Source organism: Serratia sp. PAMC26656 (assembly GCF_016469055.2).
GTDB classification, from domain to species: domain Bacteria; phylum Pseudomonadota; class Gammaproteobacteria; order Enterobacterales; family Enterobacteriaceae; genus Serratia; species Serratia plymuthica.
The window spans coordinates 1,846,617-1,869,767 of sequence record NZ_CP150486.1; the positions used below are offsets into that span (position 1 = coordinate 1,846,617).

Annotated in this window: 16 protein-coding genes; 8 read left to right on the plus strand and 8 right to left on the minus strand. The window is 55.3% G+C overall.

Annotated features, from left to right (window positions below; translation table 11 throughout):
• Nucleotides 1-3 precede the first annotated feature (3 nt).
• From cmoM to mukB, 4 genes are read left to right on the plus strand one after another with little or no spacing between them, the layout of a single operon-like run.
• Nucleotides 4-789, plus strand: coding sequence for a tRNA uridine 5-oxyacetic acid(34) methyltransferase CmoM (gene cmoM / locus JEM67_RS09345; protein WP_199635139.1), 786 nt, complete (start codon nt 4-6; stop codon nt 787-789).
• Nucleotides 786-2,108, plus strand: coding sequence for a chromosome partition protein MukF (mukF, locus tag JEM67_RS09350; protein ID WP_013812305.1), 1,323 nt, complete (start codon nt 786-788; stop codon nt 2,106-2,108). Before cmoM ends, mukF begins: the two co-directional genes overlap by 4 nt.
• Nucleotides 2,089-2,817, plus strand: coding sequence for a chromosome partition protein MukE (gene mukE / locus JEM67_RS09355; RefSeq protein ID WP_006320785.1), 729 nt, complete (start codon nt 2,089-2,091; stop codon nt 2,815-2,817). The genes mukF and mukE overlap by 20 nt, the downstream gene beginning before the upstream one ends.
• Nucleotides 2,814-7,262 carry a chromosome partition protein MukB gene (gene mukB / locus JEM67_RS09360; protein ID WP_013812307.1) on the plus strand — a complete coding sequence of 1,483 codons (4,449 nt, stop codon included), beginning with the start codon at nt 2,814-2,816 and terminating at the stop codon, nt 7,260-7,262. The genes mukE and mukB overlap by 4 nt, the downstream gene beginning before the upstream one ends.
• Nucleotides 7,263-7,388: 126 nt before the next feature.
• Here the strand turns inward: mukB and JEM67_RS09365 are convergent, their stop codons facing one another.
• Nucleotides 7,389-7,610 carry a hypothetical protein gene (locus JEM67_RS09365; protein WP_006324566.1) on the minus strand — a complete coding sequence of 74 codons (222 nt, stop codon included), beginning with the start codon at nt 7,608-7,610 and terminating at the stop codon, nt 7,389-7,391.
• On the opposite strand from JEM67_RS09365, the gene ldtD reads away from it, so the two are divergent.
• The 3 genes from ldtD (at nt 7,609) to JEM67_RS09380 (ending at nt 10,770) form a co-directional block, all read left to right on the plus strand.
• Nucleotides 7,609-9,327: a L,D-transpeptidase gene (ldtD, locus tag JEM67_RS09370; RefSeq protein WP_233527588.1), complete on the plus strand. Its 1,719-nt coding sequence runs from the start codon at nt 7,609-7,611 to the stop codon at nt 9,325-9,327. The two genes, JEM67_RS09365 and ldtD, sit on opposite strands and share 2 nt — an antisense overlap.
• A gap of 181 nt (nt 9,328-9,508) precedes the next feature.
• Nucleotides 9,509-10,057 carry a YcbK family protein gene (locus JEM67_RS09375; RefSeq protein WP_006320781.1) on the plus strand — a complete coding sequence of 183 codons (549 nt, stop codon included), beginning with the start codon at nt 9,509-9,511 and terminating at the stop codon, nt 10,055-10,057.
• 65 nt (nt 10,058-10,122) lie between these two features.
• Nucleotides 10,123-10,770, plus strand: coding sequence for an MBL fold metallo-hydrolase (locus JEM67_RS09380; RefSeq protein WP_004942704.1), 648 nt, complete (start codon nt 10,123-10,125; stop codon nt 10,768-10,770).
• A gap of 69 nt (nt 10,771-10,839) precedes the next feature.
• Here JEM67_RS09380 and JEM67_RS09385 read toward each other — a convergent pair whose 3' ends face one another.
• From JEM67_RS09385 to JEM67_RS09405, 5 genes are all read right to left on the minus strand, one after another.
• Nucleotides 10,840-12,030, minus strand: a complete 1,191-nt coding sequence (locus JEM67_RS09385) for an amino acid aminotransferase (protein WP_013812310.1) — start codon at nt 12,028-12,030, stop codon at nt 10,840-10,842.
• Between the two features lie 244 nt (nt 12,031-12,274).
• Complete coding sequence (gene ompC, locus JEM67_RS09390) at nt 12,275-13,384, minus strand: porin OmpC (RefSeq protein ID WP_304621737.1); 1,110 nt, start codon at nt 13,382-13,384, stop codon at nt 12,275-12,277.
• Between the two features lie 301 nt (nt 13,385-13,685).
• Nucleotides 13,686-15,086, minus strand: coding sequence for an asparagine--tRNA ligase (gene asnS / locus JEM67_RS09395; RefSeq protein WP_013812312.1), 1,401 nt, complete (start codon nt 15,084-15,086; stop codon nt 13,686-13,688).
• 226 nt (nt 15,087-15,312) lie between these two features.
• Complete coding sequence (gene pncB / locus JEM67_RS09400; protein ID WP_199635137.1) at nt 15,313-16,518, minus strand: nicotinate phosphoribosyltransferase; 1,206 nt, start codon at nt 16,516-16,518, stop codon at nt 15,313-15,315.
• Between the two features lie 255 nt (nt 16,519-16,773).
• Complete coding sequence (locus JEM67_RS09405) at nt 16,774-18,474, minus strand: GGDEF domain-containing protein (RefSeq protein ID WP_199635136.1); 1,701 nt, start codon at nt 18,472-18,474, stop codon at nt 16,774-16,776.
• A 447-nt stretch (nt 18,475-18,921) separates the two neighbouring features.
• Between JEM67_RS09405 and pepN the strand changes: the two genes are divergently transcribed.
• Nucleotides 18,922-21,537 (plus strand): aminopeptidase N, encoded by a 2,616-nt coding sequence (gene pepN, locus JEM67_RS09410; protein WP_199635135.1) that lies wholly within the window; start codon nt 18,922-18,924, stop codon nt 21,535-21,537.
• Nucleotides 21,538-21,578: 41 nt separating this feature from the next.
• On the opposite strand, the gene ssuB is transcribed toward pepN, so the two are convergent.
• Both ssuB and ssuC read right to left on the minus strand, forming a co-directional pair.
• Nucleotides 21,579-22,355: an aliphatic sulfonates ABC transporter ATP-binding protein gene (gene ssuB / locus JEM67_RS09415; RefSeq protein ID WP_199635134.1), complete on the minus strand. Its 777-nt coding sequence runs from the start codon at nt 22,353-22,355 to the stop codon at nt 21,579-21,581.
• Nucleotides 22,352-23,146: an aliphatic sulfonate ABC transporter permease SsuC gene (ssuC, locus tag JEM67_RS09420; RefSeq protein WP_199635133.1), complete on the minus strand. Its 795-nt coding sequence runs from the start codon at nt 23,144-23,146 to the stop codon at nt 22,352-22,354. The genes ssuB and ssuC overlap by 4 nt, the downstream gene beginning before the upstream one ends.
• Nucleotides 23,147-23,151: the final 5 nt, after the last annotated feature.

The following is a 23,151-nucleotide window of genomic DNA, read 5'->3' on the forward strand; positions in this document are numbered from 1 at the left end:
TCCATGCAGGATCGCAATTTTGACGATATTGCTGAAAAGTTTGCGCGTAATATTTACGGCACCACCAAAGGGATGATCCGTCAGGCGGTAGTCTGGCAGGACCTGACCACGCTGCTGGCCCAGTTGCCGCAGCGGCCGCTGCGCATTCTGGATGCAGGCGGCGGCGAAGGCCACATGGCCTGCCAACTGGCAGAATTAGGACATCAGGTGTTGTTGTGCGATCTCTCTGGTGAGATGATCCAACGCGCTGCGCAGTTGGCTGAACAAAAAGGTGTGAGCCAGAACATGCAATTCATACAAAGTTCAGCGCAGGATATTGGTCAACACTTGGAACAGCCGGTTGATCTGATATTGTTCCATGCGGTGCTTGAATGGATTGCTGAACCTGAGGTGGCGTTGCAGGCGTTGTTCAACTGCCTGCTACCCGGTGGCGGGTTGTCATTGATGTTCTTTAATGCCAACGGCCTCTTGATGCGCAACGTGGTGTTGGGTAATTTCCAACTGGTGAATCCAGAGGTCAGAAGGCGCAGAAAGCGCTCTTTGTCGCCGCAATATCCGCACAGCCCGCCGCAGGTTTATGGCTGGCTGGAGCAAATGGGCATGCGCATCAGCGGGAAAACCGGCGTGCGGGTGTTCCACGATTATCTGCAGAGCAGGCAGCTACAGACGCAAAAATTTGAAGAGTTACTGGCGCTTGAACAGCACTATTGCCGGCAGGAGCCGTACGTGAGTTTGGGGCGCTATATTCACGTCATGGCGCATAAACCAAACCTGAAGGACGAACTATGAGTGAATTTTCCCAGACAGTACCCGAACTGGTCGCCTGGGCACGGAAAAATGATTTCTCTATTTCGCTCCCTACGGAGCGTCTCGCGTTTTTGCTCGCTATCGCCACCCTTAACGGCGAACGACTGGACGGCGAGATGAGCGAAGGTGAGCTGGTTGATGCATTTCGCCATGTCAGCAAGGGTTTCGAACAGACGCATGAAACGGTGGCGGTCCGCGCCAACAATGCGATTAACGACATGGTGCGCCAGCGCCTGTTAAACCGCTTTACCAGCGAGCTGGCAGACGGCAATGCGATTTACCGCCTGACCCCGTTGGGCATCGGTATCACCGATTACTATATCCGTCAGCGCGAATTCTCTACGCTGCGCCTGTCTATGCAGCTGTCGATCGTGGCGGAGGAGCTAAAGCGCGCCGCCGATGCCGCCGAAGAGGGCGGAGATGATTTCCATTGGCACCGCAACGTGTTTGCACCGCTGAAATATTCGGTGGCGGAAATCTTCGACAGTATCGACATGACCCAACGGCTGATGGATGAGCAACAGCAGGGCGTGAAGGAAGATATCGCCGCGCTGCTGAATCAGGATTGGCGCGCGGCGATCTCGAGCTGTGAGATGCTGTTGTCCGAGACTTCCGGCACGCTGCGCGAGCTGCAAGATACGCTGGAGGCGGCGGGTGACAAGTTGCAGGCCAACCTGTTGCGCATTCAGGATGCGACGCTGGGTGGGATGGAACTGGGTTTCGTCGACAAACTGGTGTTCGATCTGCAAAGCAAGCTCGACCGCATTATCAGCTGGGGCCAGCAGGCGATTGACCTGTGGATCGGTTACGACCGTCACGTGCATAAATTTATCCGTACCGCGATCGACATGGATAAGAACCGCGTGTTCGCCCAACGCCTGCGCCAATCGGTGCAAAACTATTTCGACAACCCATGGACGCTGACCCACGCCAACGCCGACCGTCTGCTGGATATGCGCGACGAAGAACTGGCGCTGCGCAGCGAGGAAGTGACTGGGGAACTGCCGCCGGATCTGGAGTTCGAAGAGTTCAGCGAGATCCGCGAACAACTGGCGGCAATGATCGAACAGGCGCTGAAGATTTATCAGGAACAACAGATGCCGCTCAATTTAGGGGCGGTAATGCGCGATTATCTGGCGCAATATCCGCGTGCGCGTCATTTCGACGTAGCACGTTTAGTGGTCGACCAGGCTGTGCGCCTTGGTGTGGCTGAAGCAGATTTTTCAGGGTTGCCGGCGCAATGGCAGGCAATCAATGATTACGGAGCCAAGGTCCAGGCCCATGTCATCGACAAATATTGAACAAGTAATGCCAGTCAAGCTGGCCAAGGCACTGTCTAACGCGCTGTTCCCGGCGCTCGACAGCCAACTGCGTGCGGGTCGTCACATCGGTATCGATGAGCTGGACAACCATGCCTTCTTAATGGATTTCCAGGATGAACTGGAAGAGTTTTACACCCGCTACAGCGTGGAACTGATCCGTGCACCGGAAGGGTTTTTCTACCTGCGCCCGCGTTCCACTACCCTGATCCCGCGTTCGGTATTGTCCGAGCTGGACATGATGGTAGGTAAAATCCTGTGCTATCTCTATCTCAGCCCAGAGCGTCTGGCGCATGAGGGGATTTTCAGCCATCAGGAGCTGTATGACGAGTTGCTGAGCCTGGCGGATGAGACCAAATTGCTGAAGTTCGTTAACCAGCGTTCCACAGGCTCGGATCTCGATCGTCAGAAACTGCACGAAAAAGTGCGCACCTCGCTGAACCGCCTGCGTCGTCTGGGCATGGTCTATTTCATGGGCAATGACAGCAGCAAGTTCCGCATCACCGAAGCCGTGTTCCGCTTTGGCGCCGACGTGCGCAGCGGTGACGATCCGCGTGAAGCGCAACTGCGCATGATTCGTGACGGTGAGGCGATGCCGGTTGAAAACAGTCTGTCGCTGAATGACGAGAGCGAAGCTGAAGACCAGCAGGTTGATAACACTCCGGACAGTGCAGAGGATGAACAGGAATGATTGAACGCGGTAAATTTCGCTCGCTGACGCTGGTTAACTGGAACGGCTTCTTTGCTCGTACCTTTGATCTGGATGAGCTGGTGACCACGCTGTCCGGCGGTAACGGGGCCGGGAAATCCACCACTATGGCGGCTTTCGTCACCGCGCTAATCCCCGATTTGACGCTGCTGCACTTTCGTAATACCACCGAAGCCGGCGCCACCAGCGGTTCACGCGACAAAGGCTTGCACGGCAAGCTGCGCGCCGGGGTCTGTTACTCCACGCTTGATGTGATCAACTCACGCCATCAGCGCGTGGTGGTTGGCGTGCGTTTGCAGCAGGTGGCTGGCCGCGATCGCAAGGTGGACATCAAGCCGTTCACCATTCAGGGCCTGCCGACCGCAGTGCAGCCGACTGAACTGCTGACCCAAACGGTAGGCGAGCGCCAGGCGCGCGTACTGACGCTGCAGGAACTGAAAGAGCGTGTCGAAGAGATGGAAGGCGTGCAGTTCAAGCAGTTCAACTCCATTACCGATTACCACGCGTTAATGTTCGATCTGGGCGTGCTGCCGAAACGCCTGCGTTCGTCCGCCGATCGCAGCAAGTTTTACCGCCTGATCGAGGCCTCGCTGTACGGCGGGATCTCCAGCGCCATCACCCGATCGCTGCGCGATTATCTGTTGCCGGAAAACAGCGGCGTGCGCAAGGCGTTCCAGGATATGGAAGCGGCACTGCGTGAAAACCGCATGACGCTGGAAGCGATCCGCGTCACTCAGTCGGACCGTGACCTGTTCAAGCACCTGATTTCCGAAGCCACGTCCTACGTGGCGGCAGACTACATGCGCCATGCCAACGAACGGCGCATTCATCTGGACGGCGCGCTGGCGCTGCGCAGCGATCTGCTGGGCAGCCGTAAACAGCTGGCCACCGAGCAGTATCGCCACGTGGAAATGGCGCGTGAGTTGGCAGAGCAGAGCGGCGCGGAATCCGATTTGGAAACCGACTACCAGGCTGCCAGCGATCACCTGAATCTGGTGCAGACGGCGATGCGTCAGCAGGAAAAGATCGAGCGTTATGAAGGCGATCTGGAAGAGCTGACCTACCGCCTGGAAGAACAGAACGAAGTGGTTGCCGAGGCCAGTGAGCAGCAAGCCGAAAACGAAGCGCGCGCCGAGGCGGCCGAACTGGAAGTGGATGAACTGAAAAGCCAGCTCGCCGACTACCAGCAGGCGCTCGACGTGCAGCAGACCCGCGCCATTCAGTATCAGCAGGCGTTGCAGGCATTGGAACGCGCTCGTTCCCTGTGCCAACTGCCAGAGCTGACCGCTGAAAATGCCGAACAGTGGCTGGATACTTTCCAGGCGCGCGAGCAGGAAGCGACGGAAGCCTTGCTGATGCTCGAGCAGAAACTGAGCGTGGCCGACGCCGCGCACGGTCAGTTTGAACAAGCTTATCAACTGGTGGGTAAAATCGCCGGCCAGGTCAGCCGCAGTGAAGCCTGGCAATGTGCGCGCGAATTGTTGCGCGATTGGCCTTCGCAGCAGCACCTTGCCGAACGTGTGCAGCCGCTGCGCATGCGCCTGAGCGAACTGGAACAGCGTCTGCGCTCCCAACAAGATGCCGAGCGTCTGCTGCAGGAGTTCTGCAAGCGCCACGGTCAGGAGTACCAGCCGGACGATCTCGATGCGCTGCTGCAAGAGTTGGAAGAGCGTCTGGAGTCGCTGTCGCAGAGCGTCAGTGACGCCGGTGAGCGACGGATGGAAATGCGTCAGGAACTGGAGCAGATCCAGCAGCGTATCCGCGAGCTGACCGCCCGTGCGCCCGTCTGGTTGGCGGCACAGGACTCCCTGAGCCAGCTTAGCGAGCAGAGCGGTGAAGAACTGGAAAGCAGCCAGCAGGTGACCGAGTTCATGCAGCAACTGCTGGAGCGCGAACGTGAAACTACCGTTGAGCGCGACGAAGTGGCTGCCCGCAAGCGTGAAGTTGAAGCGCAAATCGAACGCCTTAGCCAGCCTGGCGGTGCCGAAGATCAGCGTCTGGTGACGTTGGCCGAACGTTTTGGCGGCGTGCTGCTCTCTGAAATCTACGACGATGTCACCATCGACGATGCGCCTTACTTCTCGGCGCTGTACGGCCCATCGCGCCACGCGATCGTGGTGCCGGATCTGTCGCTGGTGCGTGAGATGCTGGAAGGTCTCGAAGACTGCCCGGAAGATCTCTATCTGATCGAAGGGGATCCGCAGTCGTTCGATGACAGCGTGTTCGCCGTCGAAGAGCAGGACAGGGCGGTATTGGTCAAAACCGCCGACCGTCAGTGGCGTTATTCGCGTTACCCGGAAGTGCCGCTGTTTGGCCGTGCCGCGCGTGAAAACCGCCTGGAAGTGCTGCATGCCGAGCGTGAAACGTTGGCTGAGCGCTACGCGACGTTGTCGTTCGACGTGCAAAAGACCCAGCGTTCGCATCAGGCTTTCAGCCGGTTTATCGGCTCCCATCTGGCGGTGGCGTTTGACGCCGATCCGGAAGCGGAAATCCGTGGCCTTAATTCCCGTCGCGGTGAAATCGAGCGTGCGCTGAATAACCATGAAGCGCAGAACCAGCAGCAGCGGCAGCAGTACGATCAGGCGAAAGAGGGCATCTCGGCACTCAACCGGCTGATGCCATTGGTGTCACTGTTGAACGACGACACTCTGCAGGACCGGGTGGAAGAGATCCGCGAAGAGCTGGAAGAGGCGCAGGATGCCGCGCGCCATATTCAGCAACACGGCGTCTCCCTGGCCAAGCTGGAACCCTTGCTGTCGGTGTTGCAAAGCGATCCGCAACAGCATGAACAGCTGCAGCAGGATTACACCCAGGCGCAGAGCGTACAGCGCCAGGCCAAGCAGCAGGCGTTTGCTCTGATCGAAGTGGTACAGCGTCGTGCGCACTTTGGCTATACCGACTCCGCCGGCATGCAGAACGCCAACAACGATCTTAACGACAAGCTGCGCCAGCGTCTGGAGCATGCGGAAGCGGAACGTACCCGCGCCCGTGAGCAACTGCGTCAGTATCAAACCCAATTTACCCAGTACAGCCAGGTGCTGGCATCGCTGAAAAGTTCGTATGACGCCAAGCGCGACATGCTGAAAGAGCTGAGTCAGGAACTGGTAGATATCGGCGTGCAGGCGGATGCCAATGCCGAAGCGCGTGCACGAGCGCGTCGTGACGAGCTGCATGCGGCGCTGAGTACCAACCGCGCTCGCCGTAATCAACTGGAAAAACAGCTGACCTTCTGCGAAGCGGAAATGGACAGCCTGCAGAAGAAACTGCGCAAGCTGGAGCGCGACTATTACCAACTGCGTGAGCAGGTGGTGACCGCCAAGGCGGGCTGGTGTGCGGTCATGCGCATGGTGAAAGACAACGGCGTTGAACGCCGTCTGCACCGTCGCGAACTGGCTTATATGGACGGTGACGAGCTGCGCTCGATGTCGGATAAGGCACTGGGTGCGTTACGTCTGGCGGTGTCGGATAACGAACATCTGCGCGATGTTCTGCGCTTGTCGGAAGATCCAAAACGCCCGGAACGCAAGATTCAGTTCTATATCGCGGTGTATCAGCATCTGCGCGAGCGTATCCGCCAGGATATCATTCGTACTGATGACCCGGTTGAGGCCATCGAACAGATGGAGATCGAGCTGGGTCGCCTGACCGAAGAACTGACCGCACGTGAGCAGAAGCTGGCGATCAGTTCCAAGAGCGTGGCGAATATCATCCGCAAAACCATCCAGCGTGAACAGAACCGCATCCGCATGCTCAACCAGGGTCTGCAGGCAGTGTCTTTCGGCCAGGTGAAGAGCGTGCGGCTGAACGTCAACGTGCGCGAAGCGCATGCGACGCTGCTGGACGTGCTTGCCGAGCAGAGGGAGCAGCATCAGGATCTGTTCAACAGCAACCGTCTGACCTTCTCTGAAGCTTTGGCCAAGCTGTATCAGCGCCTGAATCCGCAGATTGATATGGGGCAACGCACGCCGCAGACTATCGGCGAAGAGCTGCTGGATTACCGTAACTATCTGGAGCTGGAAGTGGAAGTGTTCCGCGGCTCTGACGGTTGGCTGCGTGCCGAGAGCGGCGCGTTGTCTACCGGGGAAGCGATAGGGACCGGGATGTCGATTCTGGTGATGGTGGTGCAGAGCTGGGAGGAGGAGTCACGCCGTCTGCGTGGCAAGGATATCTCACCTTGCCGCTTGCTGTTCCTCGATGAGGCGGCGCGACTGGATGCCAAGTCTATCGCAACGCTGTTCGAGCTGTGCGATCGTCTGGAAATGCAGCTGATTATCGCTGCGCCGGAAAACATCAGCCCGGAAAAAGGCACCACTTATAAGCTGGTGCGTAAGGTGTTCCAGAACCATGAACACGTGCACGTAGTGGGGCTGCGCGGTTTCGCCAACGAGTTGCCTGCACCGGGCACTGCTGCGGTAGAAACGCCGTAAACGCCAAAAAAGCCCGCTAATAATCTGAAAATAGCCGCCCTGGGGTGGCTATTTTTTTGTGTGCATGGATGATAGTCCTGCTTTTTTATCCGCTAAAAACCGGGTAGCTTAATGACATAACAGTTATTAGCGGCGTCCAAGGGCAAAATGGCCTTTCTGTTCGTATACTGAAATTAACAAGCGGTTTTTGATGTATTTTTTGTGAGCATACAGGGGGCAATGGATGTTGCTTAAAAATGGAAACACTTTACGGCGTCTGGCGCTGAGCTGCGCAATCGCATCTGGACTTGCGTCGTCGTTACCCGCATGGGCAACCGTGCCTGCGTTTCCGGTAGCGTCATCCGGCATGTCAGTTGCGCAAAGCCGTTCGGAATTATTGGCAGCATTGCCGAAAGGAATGACACCGCACTATCTTTCAACGCTGGCTCCTTTGTACGCCGCTAACCGGATGCAACTGATGTGGCAGGATCGCGAGGCGATTCAGCAGTTCCAGCAGCAGTTGGCCGAGCTGGCCATGTCCGGTGTGCAGCCACAGTTTACCCAATGGGTGAAGCTGCTGACCAATCCGGCGATTAGCGGCGTAGCGCGCGACGTTGTCCTGTCTGATGCTATGCTGGGGTATTTGCAGTTCGCTTCAGCCATCGGCGCCAACGGTAACAGCTGGCTGTATAGCAATATTCCCTACAAGCTCGGCCTGCCGCCTAATGCGGTGATTAATCAATGGCAACTGGCGGTGCGTCAGGGCAAGACGCTGGCTTATGTCACCAAACTGGCACCGCAGCACCCGCAATATGCCAAGATGCATCAGGCGCTGCGCGACATGCTGGCCGACAACCGTCCATGGCCGCAGATGGCTAACGGTCCGAGCCTGCGCCCCGATCAACTGAGCAACGACATCGCCGCCCTGCGTGAGATCCTGGCCCGCAATGGCATGCTGACCACTACCGCAGTATCGGTGCAAACGCAGGAGCCGCCTGCGGTACTGACCGGCTCGCGCAATGAACCGGACGATGGTGGCTTGTCAGTCGATGAAGAAAAAAGCCGCGAGAGCAAAAGTGTGGTTATCAGCCCGTCTGCCGCACCGGTAAAAGATCTTGCCGCATCGCCGGAATCGCCATTCGCACAGCAACCTGCCGGCCCGGTGACCGTTACTGATAACGCTTATACCCCCGATCTGGTCGAAGGCGTTAAACGCTTTCAGAAATGGCAAGGCTTGACCGCCGACGGCGTGATTGGCGCCCGTACCCGCGAATGGCTCAACGTGTCGCCGCAAACGCGCGCTTCGCTGTTGGCATTGAATATCCAGCGTTTGCGCATCCTCCCAGGCTACGTCGACACCGGGATCATGGTTAACATTCCCAATTACTCGCTGACTTACTACCAGAACGGCAATGAAGTGCTTTCCTCACGGGTCATTGTCGGTCGGCCTAGCCGCAAGACGCCGCTGATGAACAGTGCGCTGAACAACGTCGTGGTCAACCCGCCGTGGAATGTGCCGACTACGCTGGTACGCGAAGATATTGTGCCAAAGGCAATGCGTGACGGCAGCTATTTCCAGAAACACGGCTATACCGTGCTTTCCGGCTGGAGCAATGACGCTGAAGTCATTAACCCGGCGATGATTGACTGGAACATGGTGTCTGCGCGTAATTTCCCTTACCGCATTCGCCAGGCACCAGGCGCCACCAACTCACTGGGGCGTTTCAAATTCAACATGCCGAGCTCGGATGCTATCTATCTGCACGATACGCCGAACCATAATCTGTTCCAGAAAGATATTCGTGCCCTGAGTTCCGGTTGCGTGCGCGTTAACAAGGCATCTGATTTGGCTAATATGCTGCTGCAAGATGCCGGCTGGAACAATACCCGCGTTTCCTCCACCCTTAAAGGGGGAAATACCACCTACGTAAATATCCGACAGCATATTCCGGTTAAATTGTATTATTTAACCGCCTGGGTTTCTGATGATGGAAAGCCACAATTTCGTACAGATATTTACAATTACGATGATACGGTGAGATCGGGTGCACAAATTTTGGCTCAGGCCGAAAAATTAATGCAATAAATGCAGTAATTATAAATAAATAACGGTCTGAATATCGGACCATGATGCAGGCACTCATTCAGTGGGTGCCTGCAAACCGCGGGACATCACGGGTTGACTCAGGCTGTGTGGGCGGTTATGGTTCGGGCAGTGCGCTGTTTTGTGCATATATTTTGATATTCTTGCCGGGTTTAACAGAAACATGGACAAAATTGATCATCATCGCCGCAAATGGCTGGCATTAGGTAGCGCCGCCATGGGCATAGCTCTGCTTCCAGGGCAGGCTTTTGCCAGTCTTTCTACTTCACGCCCACGCATTCTGGTCGTAAATAACATGCATACGGGCGAAACGTTGAAGGCCGAATTCTTTGATGGGAAGGGGTATAATAAAGACGAGCTGGTTCGTCTTAATCATCTTTTCCGTGATTATCGCGCCAATAAGGTTAAGCCGATCGATCCCCGTCTGTTTGATCAGCTCTATCGTCTGCAAGGTCTGTTGGGTACCAACAAGCCGGTGCAGTTGGTTTCAGGTTACCGCTCCCTGGATACCAACAATGAGCTGCGTGAGCGCAGCCGTGGTGTGGCCAAGCACAGCTATCACACCAAAGGTCAGGCGATGGACTTCCATATCGAAGGTATCCAATTGAGTAATATCCGTAAAGCGGCGTTAAAAATGCGCGGTGGTGGTGTAGGATATTACCCACGTAGCAACTTTGTACACATCGATACCGGCCCGGTGCGGACCTGGTAATCGTTGTACACCCTTGTGAATAGCGCCAGCCTGCGAGGGTGTGGCGCTGTTGTCGTTGGAGCCTTATGAAATACCAAATTATTCCCGTTACCGCCTTCAGTCAGAACTGTAGCCTGATCTGGTGTGAAAGCACGCAGCAGGCGGCATTGGTCGATCCCGGTGGCGAGGCAGAAAAATTGAAGGCCGAAGTGGCGAAGCAGGGCGTTACGATCACGCAGATCCTGCTGACGCACGGCCATCTCGATCACGTAGGTGCCGCGGCGGAACTGGCTGAGCATTATCAGGTGCCGATTTACGGCCCGGATAAGGAAGATGCTTTCTGGCTGGACGGCTTGCCGGCGCAGAGCCGGATGTTTGGGCTGGAAGAGTGTGCGCCGCTGACGCCGACCCAATGGCTGCAAGAAGGCGACAAGGTGCAGGTGGGCGAGATGACGTTCAACGTGTTGCATTGCCCTGGCCACACCCCTGGCCATATCGTCTTTATTAATGAAAAGGCGCGGCTGGCGTTGGTGGGCGACGTGCTGTTTAACGGCGGTGTCGGGCGCAGCGATTTCCCGCGTGGCGATCATCAGGCGCTGATTAACTCTATTCGTACCAAGCTGTTGCCGCAGGGCGATGACATGGCGTTTATCCCGGGCCATGGGCCAATGTCCACCTTTGGCCAAGAGCGTGAAACCAACCCGTTCCTGCGTGAAGAGCCGGCTATCTGGTAAGGTTATTTCCCGGCGGAAATAACTAAGGGGCGCTAAAAGCGCCCCTTTTGTATTTGCAGCAGCAACGTTTTACAGCACGGCGACGATGGCCTCGCACAGCGGCGCCATATTGTCCGGCGTCATGCCCGCAACGTTAACGCGACCGGAGTTGACGGCATAAACGCCAAACTCTTCGCGCAGGCGCAGCACCTGCTCTTTACTCAACCCGCTGAACGAGAACATACCGTTCTGGTTGATGATAAAGCCGAAGTCCTGCTCTGCGCCTTTCTCCTGCAGGGTATTGACGAACAGCTGACGCATACGGTGGATGCGCTGACGCATATCGGTCAGTTCCTGCTCCCACAACGCACGCAGCGCATCGTCGCCCAGGATGGTCGCCACGATGGCGGCGCCGTGCGACGGTGGGTTGGAGTAGTTGGCACGAATGGCGGCTTTCACCTGGCTGAACGCGCGATCTGCGGTTTCCGCATCGGCAGCTACGACCGTGCAGGCACCGACGCGTTCATTGTACAGGCCGAAGTTCTTCGAGTACGAGCTGGCGACGATCAGTTCCTGATGCTTGGCGGCGAAAATACGCAGGCCCTGCGCATCTTCTTCCAATCCCTTCGCAAAACCCTGGTAGGCGAAGTCAAACAGTGGTAACCAACCGTTAGCCACAGACAGCTCGGCCAATTGTGCCCACTGCTCAGCCGTTGGGTCGATGCCGGTTGGGTTATGGCAGCAACCGTGGAACAGCACCACATCGCCGGCCTGAGCCTGTTTCAGGCTGCGGAGCAGGCCATCGAAGTCCAGCGCATGATTGGCGGCGTCGTAGTAAGCGTACTCCAACACTTCCAGACCGACCGCACCAAACACGTTGTTGTGGTTCGGCCAGCTTGGGTTGCTGATCCAGATGCGTTTCGCGCTGGTCTGGTTGGCGATGAAGTCAGCTGCAACACGCAGGCCGCCGGTGCCACCAGGCGTTTGTGCAGTGCGCGCACGCTTGTCGGCAATAATTGGGCTTTGTTTGCCGAACAGCAGCTCTTGCGTGCAGTTGGCGAACGCCGGGATGCCTTCAATGCCGAGATAGTTTTTGGTGGTTTCATTTTCCAGCAGATATTGCTCAGCTTTTTTCACGCTGGTCAGTACCGGGGTTTTGCCGGTTTCATCTTTGTAAACGCCAATCCCTAAGTTGATTTTATTAGGGCGGGCATCCGCGCGGAAAATGTCGGTCAGACCCAGGATTGGGTCGGCGGGTGCAGCAGTGATTTTTTCAAACATGTCAGGTGCTTCCATGGCTCGGAGTTAAGCAGACAGAAGCATCAGGGTAGCGCCAGTTATGCGCTTTGCCAACCGTTTGCGAGAAAAACACATCGATCTTGTGAAGGGGGCAGGTTCAGCATAAAAAATGAGGGAGAAGGGGGCGTTGGCAGAATAAAAAGTTACTCGCGGCACAAAAACAAAAACAGGGCCGAAACCCTGTTTTTAACTCATACGGCGGTGAACCGCCGTCAAGTGTGACAACTTAGAACTGGTAAACCAGACCAACACCTACGATATCATCGGTAGCGGTGCCAGTGGCTTTAGTGAACTCGTTGTCGTCCAGCAGGTTGATTTTGTAATCAACATAGGTGGACATGTTTTTGTTGAAGTAGTAAGTGGTACCAACAGAAACATATTTAACCAGGTCGGCATCGCCGCCGCCGAAGCTTGAGTTATGATCGGTATGGCTAGCCAGGTTTTTACCTTTAGACTGCAGGTAAGACACTTCTGGACGCAGACCGAAGTCGAACTGGTACTGAGCAGTCACTTCGAAGTTCTGGGTTTTATTCGCGATACCGGCATCGAAATCACCGTATGGCGTCATGTTACGGGTTTCGGAGTACATGGCTGCCAGGTAGACGTTGTTCGCGTCGTATTTAGCGCCCACGGTCCACGCATCAGCTTTGTCGCCTTTAGCGGCAGAGTTGTTGGTTTGTTTGTCAGTACGGTCAGAAGACGCGTATGCAGCACCGAAGCTTACGCCTTCGCCGATGTCATAAGTAGAAGACAGGCCCCAACCGTCGCCGTTTTGTTTCTTCAGAGCGCGGCCGTCGTTTTCGTTTTTACCCTGGTACTGAACAGCGAAGTTCAGACCATCAACCAGACCGAAGAAGTTGTTGTTACGGTAAGTAGCAACGCCGTTGGTACGGCCGGTCATGTAGTTGTCGGTGTAGGTGTAGGTATCGCCACCGAACTCTGGCAGCATATCTGTCCAGCCTTCCACGTCGTACAGTACGCCGTAGTTACGGCCGTAGTCGAATGAACCGTAGTCAGCAAATTTCAGACCTGCGAAGCCCAGACGAGTCTTGGTGCCTTCGGTGCCTTGAGATTCAGCGTGGTTAGCCTGAACGTTGTATTCCCACTGGCCGTAACCGGTCAGTTGGTCATTAATCTGGGTTTCACCTTTGAAGCCGAAACGAACATAGGTCTGGTCGCCGTCATTGCCTTTGTCGTCGGAGAAGTAGTGCAGACCGTCAACTTTGCCGTACAGATCCAGCTTGTTGCCGTCTTTGTTGTAGATTTCAGCTGCGTTTGCTGCACCAGCAGCTAACAGAGCCGGGATTACCACTGCAAGAATGTTGCGCTTCATCATTATTACCCTCATTGGTGTTATTCGGACACCTTTGCCACTGCCGCCAATAATTCTTTTGGAACTATTGTAGATAGATTGGTGTCGTCCTGTGTCTGAACGCAGTGTTCCATTCGCAGACAGGTTAATCTAGAACGAAAATGCTACCAATGTCCTAATGAGGTTTCAAAAGGAAAGTGTATGTAACAAAATGTAATATTAAGGGAACTTTGTGACGCGGGTCAATATTAGAAAATGCGAAAGGCCAGCAAAGCTGGCCTTGGTTTTGTAACTAAATTATTTGGAAAATGTTTAGGCTGATTAATTAAAAGCTTGCGTTACGCGGGGTGCGTGGGAACGGAATGACATCGCGCACGTTTTGCACGCCGGTAACGTAGGCGATTAAACGCTCAAAACCTAAACCGAAACCGGCATGAGGAACGGTGCCGTAGCGACGCAGATCACGATACCACCAGTAATCTTCTTTATTCAGGCCCATCGCTTCCAGGCGCTGATCCAAGACATCCAGACGTTCCTCACGCTGGGCACCCCCGATGATCTCGCCAATGCCAGGAGCCAGCACGTCCATGGCTGCAACGGTTTTGCCGTCGTCGTTCATGCGCATATAGAAAGCTTTAATGTCTTTCGGGTAGTTTTTCACAACCACCGGCGCTTTAAAGTGTTTCTCGGCCAGATAGCGCTCATGCTCGGAAGACAGGTCGATGCCCCAGGATACCGGGTTTTCGAAGGTTTGGCCGGAGGCGATCAGGATTTCCACCGCTTCGGTGTAATCTACCTGGGCGAAATCGGAAGAAACAAAGCGCTTCAGGCGCTCAATCGCATCTTTGTCCACACGCTCGGCGAAGAACTGCATGTCATCCATACGCTCGTTCAACACGGCCTGGAACACATACTTCAGCATTTTTTCCGCCAGTTCGGCGATATCTTCGAGGTTGGCAAACGCCACTTCCGGTTCGATCATCCAAAATTCAGCCAGGTGGCGGCTGGTGTTGGAGTTCTCTGCGCGGAAGGTGGGGCCGAAGGTATACACTTTCGACAACGCACAGGCGTAAGTTTCGCCGTTCAACTGGCCGGAAACGGTCAGGAAAGCTTCTTTGCCGAAAAAGTCCTGGCTGAAATCAACCGCGCCTTTATCGGTGCGCGGCAGATTTTCCAGATCCAGCGTTGAAACCCGGAACATTTCGCCGGCGCCTTCGGTATCGGAAGCGGTGATAAGCGGGGTGGAAACCCAGAAGAACCCGTTCTCGTGGTAGAAACGGTGGATCGCCTGCGCCAGCGTATGACGCACGCGGGCCACGGCGCCGATCAGGTTGGTGCGTGGACGCAGGTGAGCGACCTCGCGCAGGTACTCGATGCTGTGACGTTTAGCCGCCATCGGGTAAGTGTCCGGATCGTCAACCCAGCCAACCACTTTGATGGCGGTCGCCTGCAGTTCGAAACTCTGGCCTTCGCCCGGAGAGGCAACGACTTTGCCGGTGACTTCAATCGAGCAGCCGGTGGTCAGATGCAGCACTTCATCCTGATAATTCGGCAGAGAATTATTAACGACGGCCTGTAACGGATCAAAGCAGGAACCGTCATAGACGGCCAGGAAGGAGATACCAGCTTTAGAATCTCTCCGGGTACGCACCCAACCGCGTACGGTGACTTCACTGTCAACCGCAGCACGACCTTGCAGTACGTCGACTACAGGCACTACGCTCATAGATTTCTCTCTTTATAATTTGGTTTAGAAATAGCTTAAAACCCAACAATATGGGGATGGTGCTATGTTACTTGCCGCGATGCAGAGCACAAGCAGAAATCGCCGGATTGGTACAACATTTCTTGGGGCTGGGCGAAAAGGGGGCAGCGGAAAGTGTCTTATAAAGGAGAAAAAAGCCGGTCTGAAGTTTTCAGCCGGCTTTTTAGCATTTGCAACGCATGGTCGCTTAGCTGGCTTTTTTCACCAGCGGCAGATCGAAGGCTTTGCGCAACGCCTTCACGAAGGCCTGATCCTGACAGATGGTTTTACCCGGACTGTCGGACAGTTTAGCCACTGGCTTGCCCTTGCATTCAACCAGTTTGATGACGATATTCAGCGGTTTTACGCCCGGAATGTCGCAGGTCAAGCGCGTGCCGATGCCGAACACCAGGTTGATGCGTTGATCGAAGTGGCGATAAAGCGCCAGCGCCTTGTCCAGATCCAGGTTGTCGGAGAACACCAGCGTTTTGCTCATCGGATCGATACCCAGCTTCTGGTAATGCGCGATGGCTTTTTCACCCCATTCAAACGGGTCGCCGGAGTCATGGCGCAGCCCCTGATAACGCGGCGCGAATTGTGGGCCGAAATCACGCAGGAAGGCGTCCATGGCGATGCAGTCGGTCAACGCGATGCCGAGCTGGTCTGGATACTCGTCCAACCAGGCCTGCAATGCTGCTCGTTGACTGTTGGCCAACACCGGGCTTATCTGCTGATGCGCCTGGAACCATTCATGCGCCTGGGTGCCTACCGGCGTCAGGCCGAGTTGATGCGCCAGATCGTAATTGCTGGTACCGACCAGGTAGGGGAATTCGTTTTTCAGCGTGCTGACGATCGCCTGCTGCACGCTTTTGGAGAAACGGCGACGGGTGCCGAAGTCCATCAGTTTGAAGCGGGAGATATCCACATCGGCGCTCACGGCTTTAAACTGCGCCAGTTTGCTGCGCAGATGCGCTACCGCCATGTCCGGCATGACCTGCGGTGAACGGTGACGGTGCACCACTTCGCTGATCACCGCCAGCAGGGGGACTTCCCACAAAATCACTTCGCGCCACGGGCCGGCAATGCGGATATGCAGCCTGCCGTCACGATTGTCGATCTGAACCTGCTGCGGGTCATAGCGGAAATCACGCAACCAGCTTAGGTAGTCCTGACGGAAGAAAGGCAACCCTGAAAGATAGCCAAATTCAGCCTCGGTCAGCGCCAGTTGGCTCATCAGCGCGACTTGCGCACGGATTTCGTCGGCATATTCGCCCAGCAGTTCATCTCCACGGCAGCGAAATTCCGCCGCCACGCTGATCGCGGGGTAGCGATGGAACACGGCTTGCTGCATATGAAGCTTGTAAGCGTCAGTATCAAGCAGTGATGTCAAAATCGGGGAAGCGTATTGAGTCATAGCGCGTTACTGCATCCTCGTCAGGCGCGAGTCCAAATCCGGATAGTCATAAAAAAGTTGAGCGAGTATACCCGGATTATCCTGTTATTGAAGCTGCATCACACCACAAATCGCCGGAGCGGGTCGAGGATTAAACGTGCCTTTATGCCGGCCTGCCGTCAGGTTTCAGGCAGAAAAGCCAGATAAGCCTGTAAGGTGAATGACTTAGCCTAATTAGTCATAAAAATTATAATGTTAATTATTTTAAACAACAATTCAGATAAAACCGGTCGGTGTGTGAATGCTGATCCGGTCCTTGCCGTTTTTCTTGCAGAAATAGAGCGCTTCATCCGCCTGTTTGATCGCCGTCGGCAACAGGCCGAGGCTGTTCACCTGGGCAATACCGCAACTGGTCGTGAAACGCACGGTTTGCCCATCATCGAGGGTGAGGGTGAGTTGGTGGGTGCGCTCGCGGAGCTTAGACATAATTTCTCGCGCATTATCAAGCGTGCAGTTGCAGAGGATCACGGCGAATTCTTCACCGCCATAGCGGCAGAAAATGTCGCAGGAGCGGAAGGCGTCCTGCAGCAATTTGCCGAAGGCCACCAGTGCACGGTCGCCGATATCATGCCCGTAACTGTCATTCAGTTTTTTGAAATTATCGATATCAATCAAACAAAAGGCTAACGGGTAGCTGCGCGCTGCCAGGGATTCGCATTCACGGAAGAACTTGCGGCGGTTATAGATATTGGTCAGGGGATCAAGAAACGAAGAGGCTTCCAGCTCCTTGATCAACAGATGTTTTTCATTTTCCAGCGTCACCTTTTCCAATTGATACTGTTTTAGCTGTTTAATGGCATCGCTGATGGCGATTAACTCCTGGCCGTAAAACACTTCATTGCGATCGATGTTCATATTGCCGCGCGACAACCGCAAAATATTATTATGCGTTTTAGTCAGCCAGCGGCTGATATTTGAACAGTAAACCAGGGTCGGCAGGAAAATAAACAGCACGATCAGACCACCGAGAGAAATCAAGCCATAAATAGCCGTCTGGCTGGTGTAGATCTTATGCTGTGATGCGACGATTTCCAGTTCAAAACTGCGTTGATAAAGCCGTTGCGAAAGCTCACTCAGATTTTTGACGTACTGATAAATAAAATCGGCGGAGTAGAGGGTATGATTATCGATTGAGGTATACAACCCTTGGGTAATCCGGTCGAGCTGCCCTTTCGAAAGCTGGCGGAGCAGCTCATTCACCAGCAGGGTGGTGGGGACATCGTTGTAGGTCAGCTTCATAAAGATCAGTCGGGTGCTTAGTGCATTCAACACCCCGGTGAGCTGTACGGCTTTCAGATAGGCGTCTTTGCGCTCCAGCTGATTGGTGTTCACGTCAATGACCTGATCGATTAATTCGGTCAGGGACATATTCAGTCGGTTATTCAGGCGCACGGCTTCCAGAAACAGAAACGAGTCGGCATCGATCATGCGGGTATCGTAGGTATAACGGTAGTAGCTTTTGCTGGTCTGAGAAATGTAGTAGGCGCTGTTGATATTAAACAGATTGGCATTGGCATCGGTAACATATGAAAGCTGTCGATTATCGTTATCCAGCAATTGTTCCATTAGGCCGAGCATGGAAAGCGCGGCGATTTTTTGCCGTATGCCGAGCTGTTGCGAAATCTTGCTGTCGATATGCGGCTTGAACCGGGCAATTTTTTCGCGCGCCAGGCTGTCGGCTTCCTGCCATTGCGCCGGGGTAATGTTCGCATTAACCCGGCTCAGACGTTTTAAACGGTGCGCCAACAGGGTGGCTTGAAACGCTTCCGAGATCTCTTTGGCGCGACTCACCTTATACAGGTTAAGTTGATTGTCGCGATAGTCTGCATGGGCTTCAATCAGCTCATCGGAAATAAATATGGCGAACGATGACATCAGGGCAAAGGTAAAAAAATAGATCAGATATTTTACTTTCATATTGCCGTGAGTCCTTAAACCAGATTTATCAATTATATCATCGAGGCAGCTGATATGTCTTAACTATACCCCCGGAACCTCTGTCACCGGGAGACGTTCTGCGGGCAGGGGTTTAGGGTTGGGAACGGCCTTGAAACAAGGGTCATTGCCCATGGCGATGAAGTATCGACCGGCCTGTATCTGAAAGACGGCTTTTAGCATTAAATGCTGATTTTTGCTCTGCATCAGGTGAAGGAGCCTGATGGCGCGGGCCGTTCGGCGACAACATTAGGATCCACCTCCGATTTATCCGTTCCAGTACCCCGGCATCTCTGGGCTTTTTTCGTGGCTGTGATACAGTTTATTTACAATCAGGATCATCAACATTTTCGCGCCTCTGCCGCGGCTGAAATAAGCCAATGATGACAACCTGGCACCTGTAACTCACTGAGACGTCAAAGGGTTTTTATGACACAACTGCCACAGGCGAAGTATCGCCACGATTATCGCGCGCCAGACTACAGCATCACCGACATTGATTTGGATTTTGAGCTGGACGCGGAAACGACACGCGTCACTGCAGTCAGCAAGATTAAACGTCAGGGCGCTGCCGAGGCGGCGCTGGTGCTGAATGGCGAAGATCTGACGCTGGTAAGTATTCAGATCGACGGGCAGCCGTGGAGCGCCTATCAGTTGCAGGATAACAAGCTGGTTATAGAGAAATTACCAGCACAATTTACCATGACCATCGTCAATGATATTCACCCGGCGAAGAATACCGCGCTGGAAGGGCTGTACCTGTCAGGCGAAGCGTTGTGTACCCAGTGTGAGGCGGAAGGTTTCCGTCACATCACCTATTACCTGGACCGCCCGGACGTGTTGGCGCGCTTCACCACCCGCATTGTGGCGGATAAGGCGCGTTATCCCTTCCTGCTGTCGAACGGTAACCGCGTAGGCCAGGGCGAACTGGAGGATGGGCGCCACTGGGTACAGTGGCAGGATCCGTTCCCAAAACCTTGCTACCTGTTTGCGCTGGTGGCCGGCGATTTCGATGTGTTGCGCGACAGCTTTACCACCCGCTCCGGGCGCGATGTGGCGCTGGAATTGTTCGTTGATCGCGGCAATTTGGATCGTGCCGATTGGGCGATGACCTCACTGAAGAACTCGATGAAATGGGACGAAACCCGTTTCGGTCTGGAATACGATCTCGACATTTATATGATCGTGGCCGTCGATTTCTTCAATATGGGGGCGATGGAGAACAAAGGGCTAAATATCTTCAACTCCAAATACGTGCTGGCGAAAGCGGAAACCGCAACCGATAAGGATTACCTGAATATCGAAGCGGTGATTGGCCACGAATATTTCCACAACTGGACCGGCAACCGCGTGACCTGCCGCGATTGGTTCCAGCTCAGTCTGAAAGAAGGCCTAACGGTGTTCCGCGATCAGGAGTTCAGCTCAGATCTGGGTTCACGTTCGGTCAACCGCATCGATAACGTGCGTGTCATGCGCGGCGCGCAGTTCGCCGAGGACGCCAGCCCGATGGCGCACGCCATTCGTCCGGATAAAGTGATCGAAATGAACAACTTCTACACCCTGACGGTGTATGAGAAAGGGTCCGAAGTGATCCGCATGATGCATACGCTGCTGGGTGAAGAACAGTTCCAGAAGGGCATCCAACTGTATTTCGAGCGCCATGACGGCAGCGCAGCAACCTGCGATGATTTCGTTCAGGCGATGGAGGATGCTTCCAATGTCGATCTGTCGCTGTTCCGTCGCTGGTACAGCCAGTCCGGCACGCCGTTGCTGACCGTTCGCGATGAATACGATGCGGAGCACCAACAATACCGCCTGCACGTCAGCCAAAAAACCGAACCGACCGCCGATCAGCCAGAGAAGTTGCCGTTGCATATTCCGCTGGATATCGAATTGTACGACGCCGAAGGCAACGTGATTGCCCTGCAGAAAGACGGTGCGGCGATCGGTAACGTGCTGAACATCACTGAAGCCGAGCAGACCTTCGTGTTTGACGGTGTGGCGCACAAGCCGGTACCTTCGCTGTTGCGCGAGTTCTCCGCACCGGTGAAGCTGGATTATCCGTACAGCGATCAGCAACTGACTTTCCTGATGCAGCACGCGCGCAATGAATTCGCCCGTTGGGACGCGGCGCAGAGCCTGCTGGCTACCTATATCAAACTGAACGTTGCCAAGCATCAGCAGAAACAGCCGCTGTCTCTGCCGTTGCACGTTGCCGACGCGTTCCGTGCCGTGCTGCTGGACGAGAAACTGGATCCGGCACTTGCCGCGCAAATCCTGACGCTGCCTTCGGAAACCGAGATTGCCGAGCTGTTTGCCACTATCGATCCGGAAGCGATCGCCGCGGTGCATGAATCGATTGTCCGTTGCCTGGCAAAGGAAATGGCCGACGAATGGCTGGCGGTTTATAACGCCAACAAAACCGACGGTTACCGGGTGGAGCATGCCGATATCGGCAAACGTGCTCTGCGCAACCTGTGCCTGGGTTATTTGGCCTTTGGCGATGAGGCGCTGGCCGATCGGCTGGTGGCTGAGCAGTATCGTCAGGCGGATAACATGACCGATTCGCTGGCTGCGCTGGCTGCGGCGGTAGCGGCGCAGTTGCCGTGCCGCGATGCGCTGCTGGCGGCGTTCGATGAACGCTGGCATCAGGATGGGTTGGTCATGGACAAGTGGTTCGTGCTGCAGGCGAGCAGCCCGGCGGCGGACGTGCTGACCCAGGTACGCGGCCTGCTGAAGCACCGTTCGTTCAGCCTGAGCAATCCAAACCGTACTCGCTCGCTGATCGGTGGTTTCGCTTCCGCCAACCCGGCGGCGTTCCATGCGGCGGACGGCAGCGGTTATCAGTTCCTGGTGGAGATCCTCGGCGATCTTAACCAGCGCAACCCGCAGATTGCCGCTCGTTTGATTGAACCCTTGATCCGCCTGAAACGCTATGATGCTTCGCGTCAGGCCCTGATGCGCAAGGCGCTTGAACAGTTGAAAGGGCTGGAAAACCTGTCCGGCGATTTGTTCGAGAAGATCAGTAAAGCGCTCGACGCGTAAAAACTAACCAGGGACGGCGCTGCGACATGCCGTCCCTGGTTTCAATTCGTTGCCCTGCGTGGGCTTTCAACCACCGGCGGGGGCGGAGACAGCACTCTATCCAGCACCTCGGCTTCCAGTTTCGCCAATCTGGCCGACCCCTTACGGCGCGGGCGCGGCAGATCAATCGTCAGATCCAGCCCGATACGGCCCTCTTCAATCAAGATCACCCGATCCGCCAGCGCAATGGCTTCGCTGACATCATGAGTCACCAACAGTACGGTGAAACCATGCTGCTGCCACAGGCCTTCAATCAGTCCCTGCATTTCAATCCTTGTTAACGCATCAAGCGCGCCCAAAGGCTCGTCCAGCAACAGCAGACGAGGACGGTGGATCAGCGCGCGCGCCAGCGCCACTCGCTGTTTTTGTCCGCCGGACAGCGCTGCCGGCCATTCATTGGCGCGATCGGCCAACCCAACGGCTTCCAGTGCCTGCAACGCATCGGCACGCCAGTCGCCGCGCAGGCCAAGGCCAACGTTATCGATCACCTTTTTCCACGGCAGCAGGCGTGCATCCTGAAACATCAGACGGGTATCCTCTTTGGCGCTGGCGAGGGGAGCATTTCCGCTAAGCAGCTCGCCGCTGCTGGCTTTTTCCAACCCGGCCATCAAACGCAGCAGCGTGCTTTTGCCACAACCGCTGCGGCCGACCACGGCGACAAATTGCCCGGAGCTGATGCGCAACTGAATATTGTCCAGCACCGTTCGGTTGCCATAGCGTTTGGCAATAGAGTCCAGGGTAACCGGGGTGCCTTGGGGAATACGGGCGGGAGTCGTCATAGCGCTTCTCCTGGTTTAAGTTGATAAGCCGGATGCCAGCGCAACCAGACGCGTTCCAGCAACTGTGCGCTGACGTCCGCCAGCTTGCCGAGCAGGGCATACAGCACAATCGCCACCACCACCACGTCGGTCTGCAGAAATTCGCGGGCGTTCATCGCCAGATAACCAATCCCCGAGTTGGCGGAAATGGTTTCGGCCACGATCAGCGTCAGCCACATAAAGCCCAGAGCGAAACGCACGCCGACCATGATCGAGGGCAACGCGCCCGGCAATACCACCTGGGTAAATAACCGGAAACCGCTCAGGCCATAGCTGCGCGCCATTTCAAGCAGGCCGCTATCGATATTCTTGATACCGTGATAGGTATTCAGATAGATAGGGAACAAGGTGCCCAGCGCGACCAGAAAAATCTTGGCGGATTCATCAATGCCGAACCACAAGATCACAAGCGGGATCAGCGCCAGATGCGGCACGTTGCGGATCATCTGCACCGAGCTGTCTAACAGGCGCTCGCCCCAACGCGACAAACCGGTGATAAACCCCAGAACCAGCCCGATGCTGCCGCCGATGCTAAAGCCGATCAGCGCGCGCCAACTGCTGATGGTCAGGTGTTGCCACAGCTCGCCGCTTTTGGTTAGCGTCCAGAAAGCGGTCACTACCGCGCTTGGCGCGGGCAGAATGCGATTAGACAGCCAGCCGGCCTCAACCGAGATTTGCCAGATAACCACCAGTGTGACCGGTAACGCCCAGGGTGCCAGCCGGTGCAAGATGCGTTGTGTGCCTTTTGCCATACCGC

Bases quoted from the DNA above. Each gene is read 5' to 3' on its own strand.
- asnS (WP_013812312.1), bottom strand. From the start codon at position 15,086: ATGAGCGTAGTGCCTGTAGTCGACGTACTGCAAGGTCGTGCTGCGGTT.
- ssuC (WP_199635133.1), bottom strand. From the start codon at position 23,146: ATGGCAAAAGGCACACAACGCATCTTGCACCGGCTGGCACCCTGGGCG.
- JEM67_RS09365 (WP_006324566.1), bottom strand. From the start codon at position 7,610: ATGCCGGATGACGCTACCGGAAACGCAGGCACGGTTGCCCATGCGGGT.
- pncB (WP_199635137.1), bottom strand. From the start codon at position 16,518: ATGACTCAATACGCTTCCCCGATTTTGACATCACTGCTTGATACTGAC.
- JEM67_RS09375 (WP_006320781.1), top strand. From the start codon at position 9,509: ATGGACAAAATTGATCATCATCGCCGCAAATGGCTGGCATTAGGTAGC.
- JEM67_RS09385 (WP_013812310.1), bottom strand. From the start codon at position 12,030: ATGTTTGAAAAAATCACTGCTGCACCCGCCGACCCAATCCTGGGTCTG.
- mukF (WP_013812305.1), top strand. From the start codon at position 786: ATGAGTGAATTTTCCCAGACAGTACCCGAACTGGTCGCCTGGGCACGG.
- mukB (WP_013812307.1), top strand. From the start codon at position 2,814: ATGATTGAACGCGGTAAATTTCGCTCGCTGACGCTGGTTAACTGGAAC.
- cmoM (WP_199635139.1), top strand. From the start codon at position 4: ATGCAGGATCGCAATTTTGACGATATTGCTGAAAAGTTTGCGCGTAAT.
- ompC (WP_304621737.1), bottom strand. From the start codon at position 13,384: ATGATGAAGCGCAACATTCTTGCAGTGGTAATCCCGGCTCTGTTAGCT.
- ssuB (WP_199635134.1), bottom strand. From the start codon at position 22,355: ATGACGACTCCCGCCCGTATTCCCCAAGGCACCCCGGTTACCCTGGAC.
- JEM67_RS09405 (WP_199635136.1), bottom strand. From the start codon at position 18,474: ATGAAAGTAAAATATCTGATCTATTTTTTTACCTTTGCCCTGATGTCA.
- ldtD (WP_233527588.1), top strand. From the start codon at position 7,609: ATGTCAGTTGCGCAAAGCCGTTCGGAATTATTGGCAGCATTGCCGAAA.
- pepN (WP_199635135.1), top strand. From the start codon at position 18,922: ATGACACAACTGCCACAGGCGAAGTATCGCCACGATTATCGCGCGCCA.
- JEM67_RS09380 (WP_004942704.1), top strand. From the start codon at position 10,123: ATGAAATACCAAATTATTCCCGTTACCGCCTTCAGTCAGAACTGTAGC.
- mukE (WP_006320785.1), top strand. From the start codon at position 2,089: ATGTCATCGACAAATATTGAACAAGTAATGCCAGTCAAGCTGGCCAAG.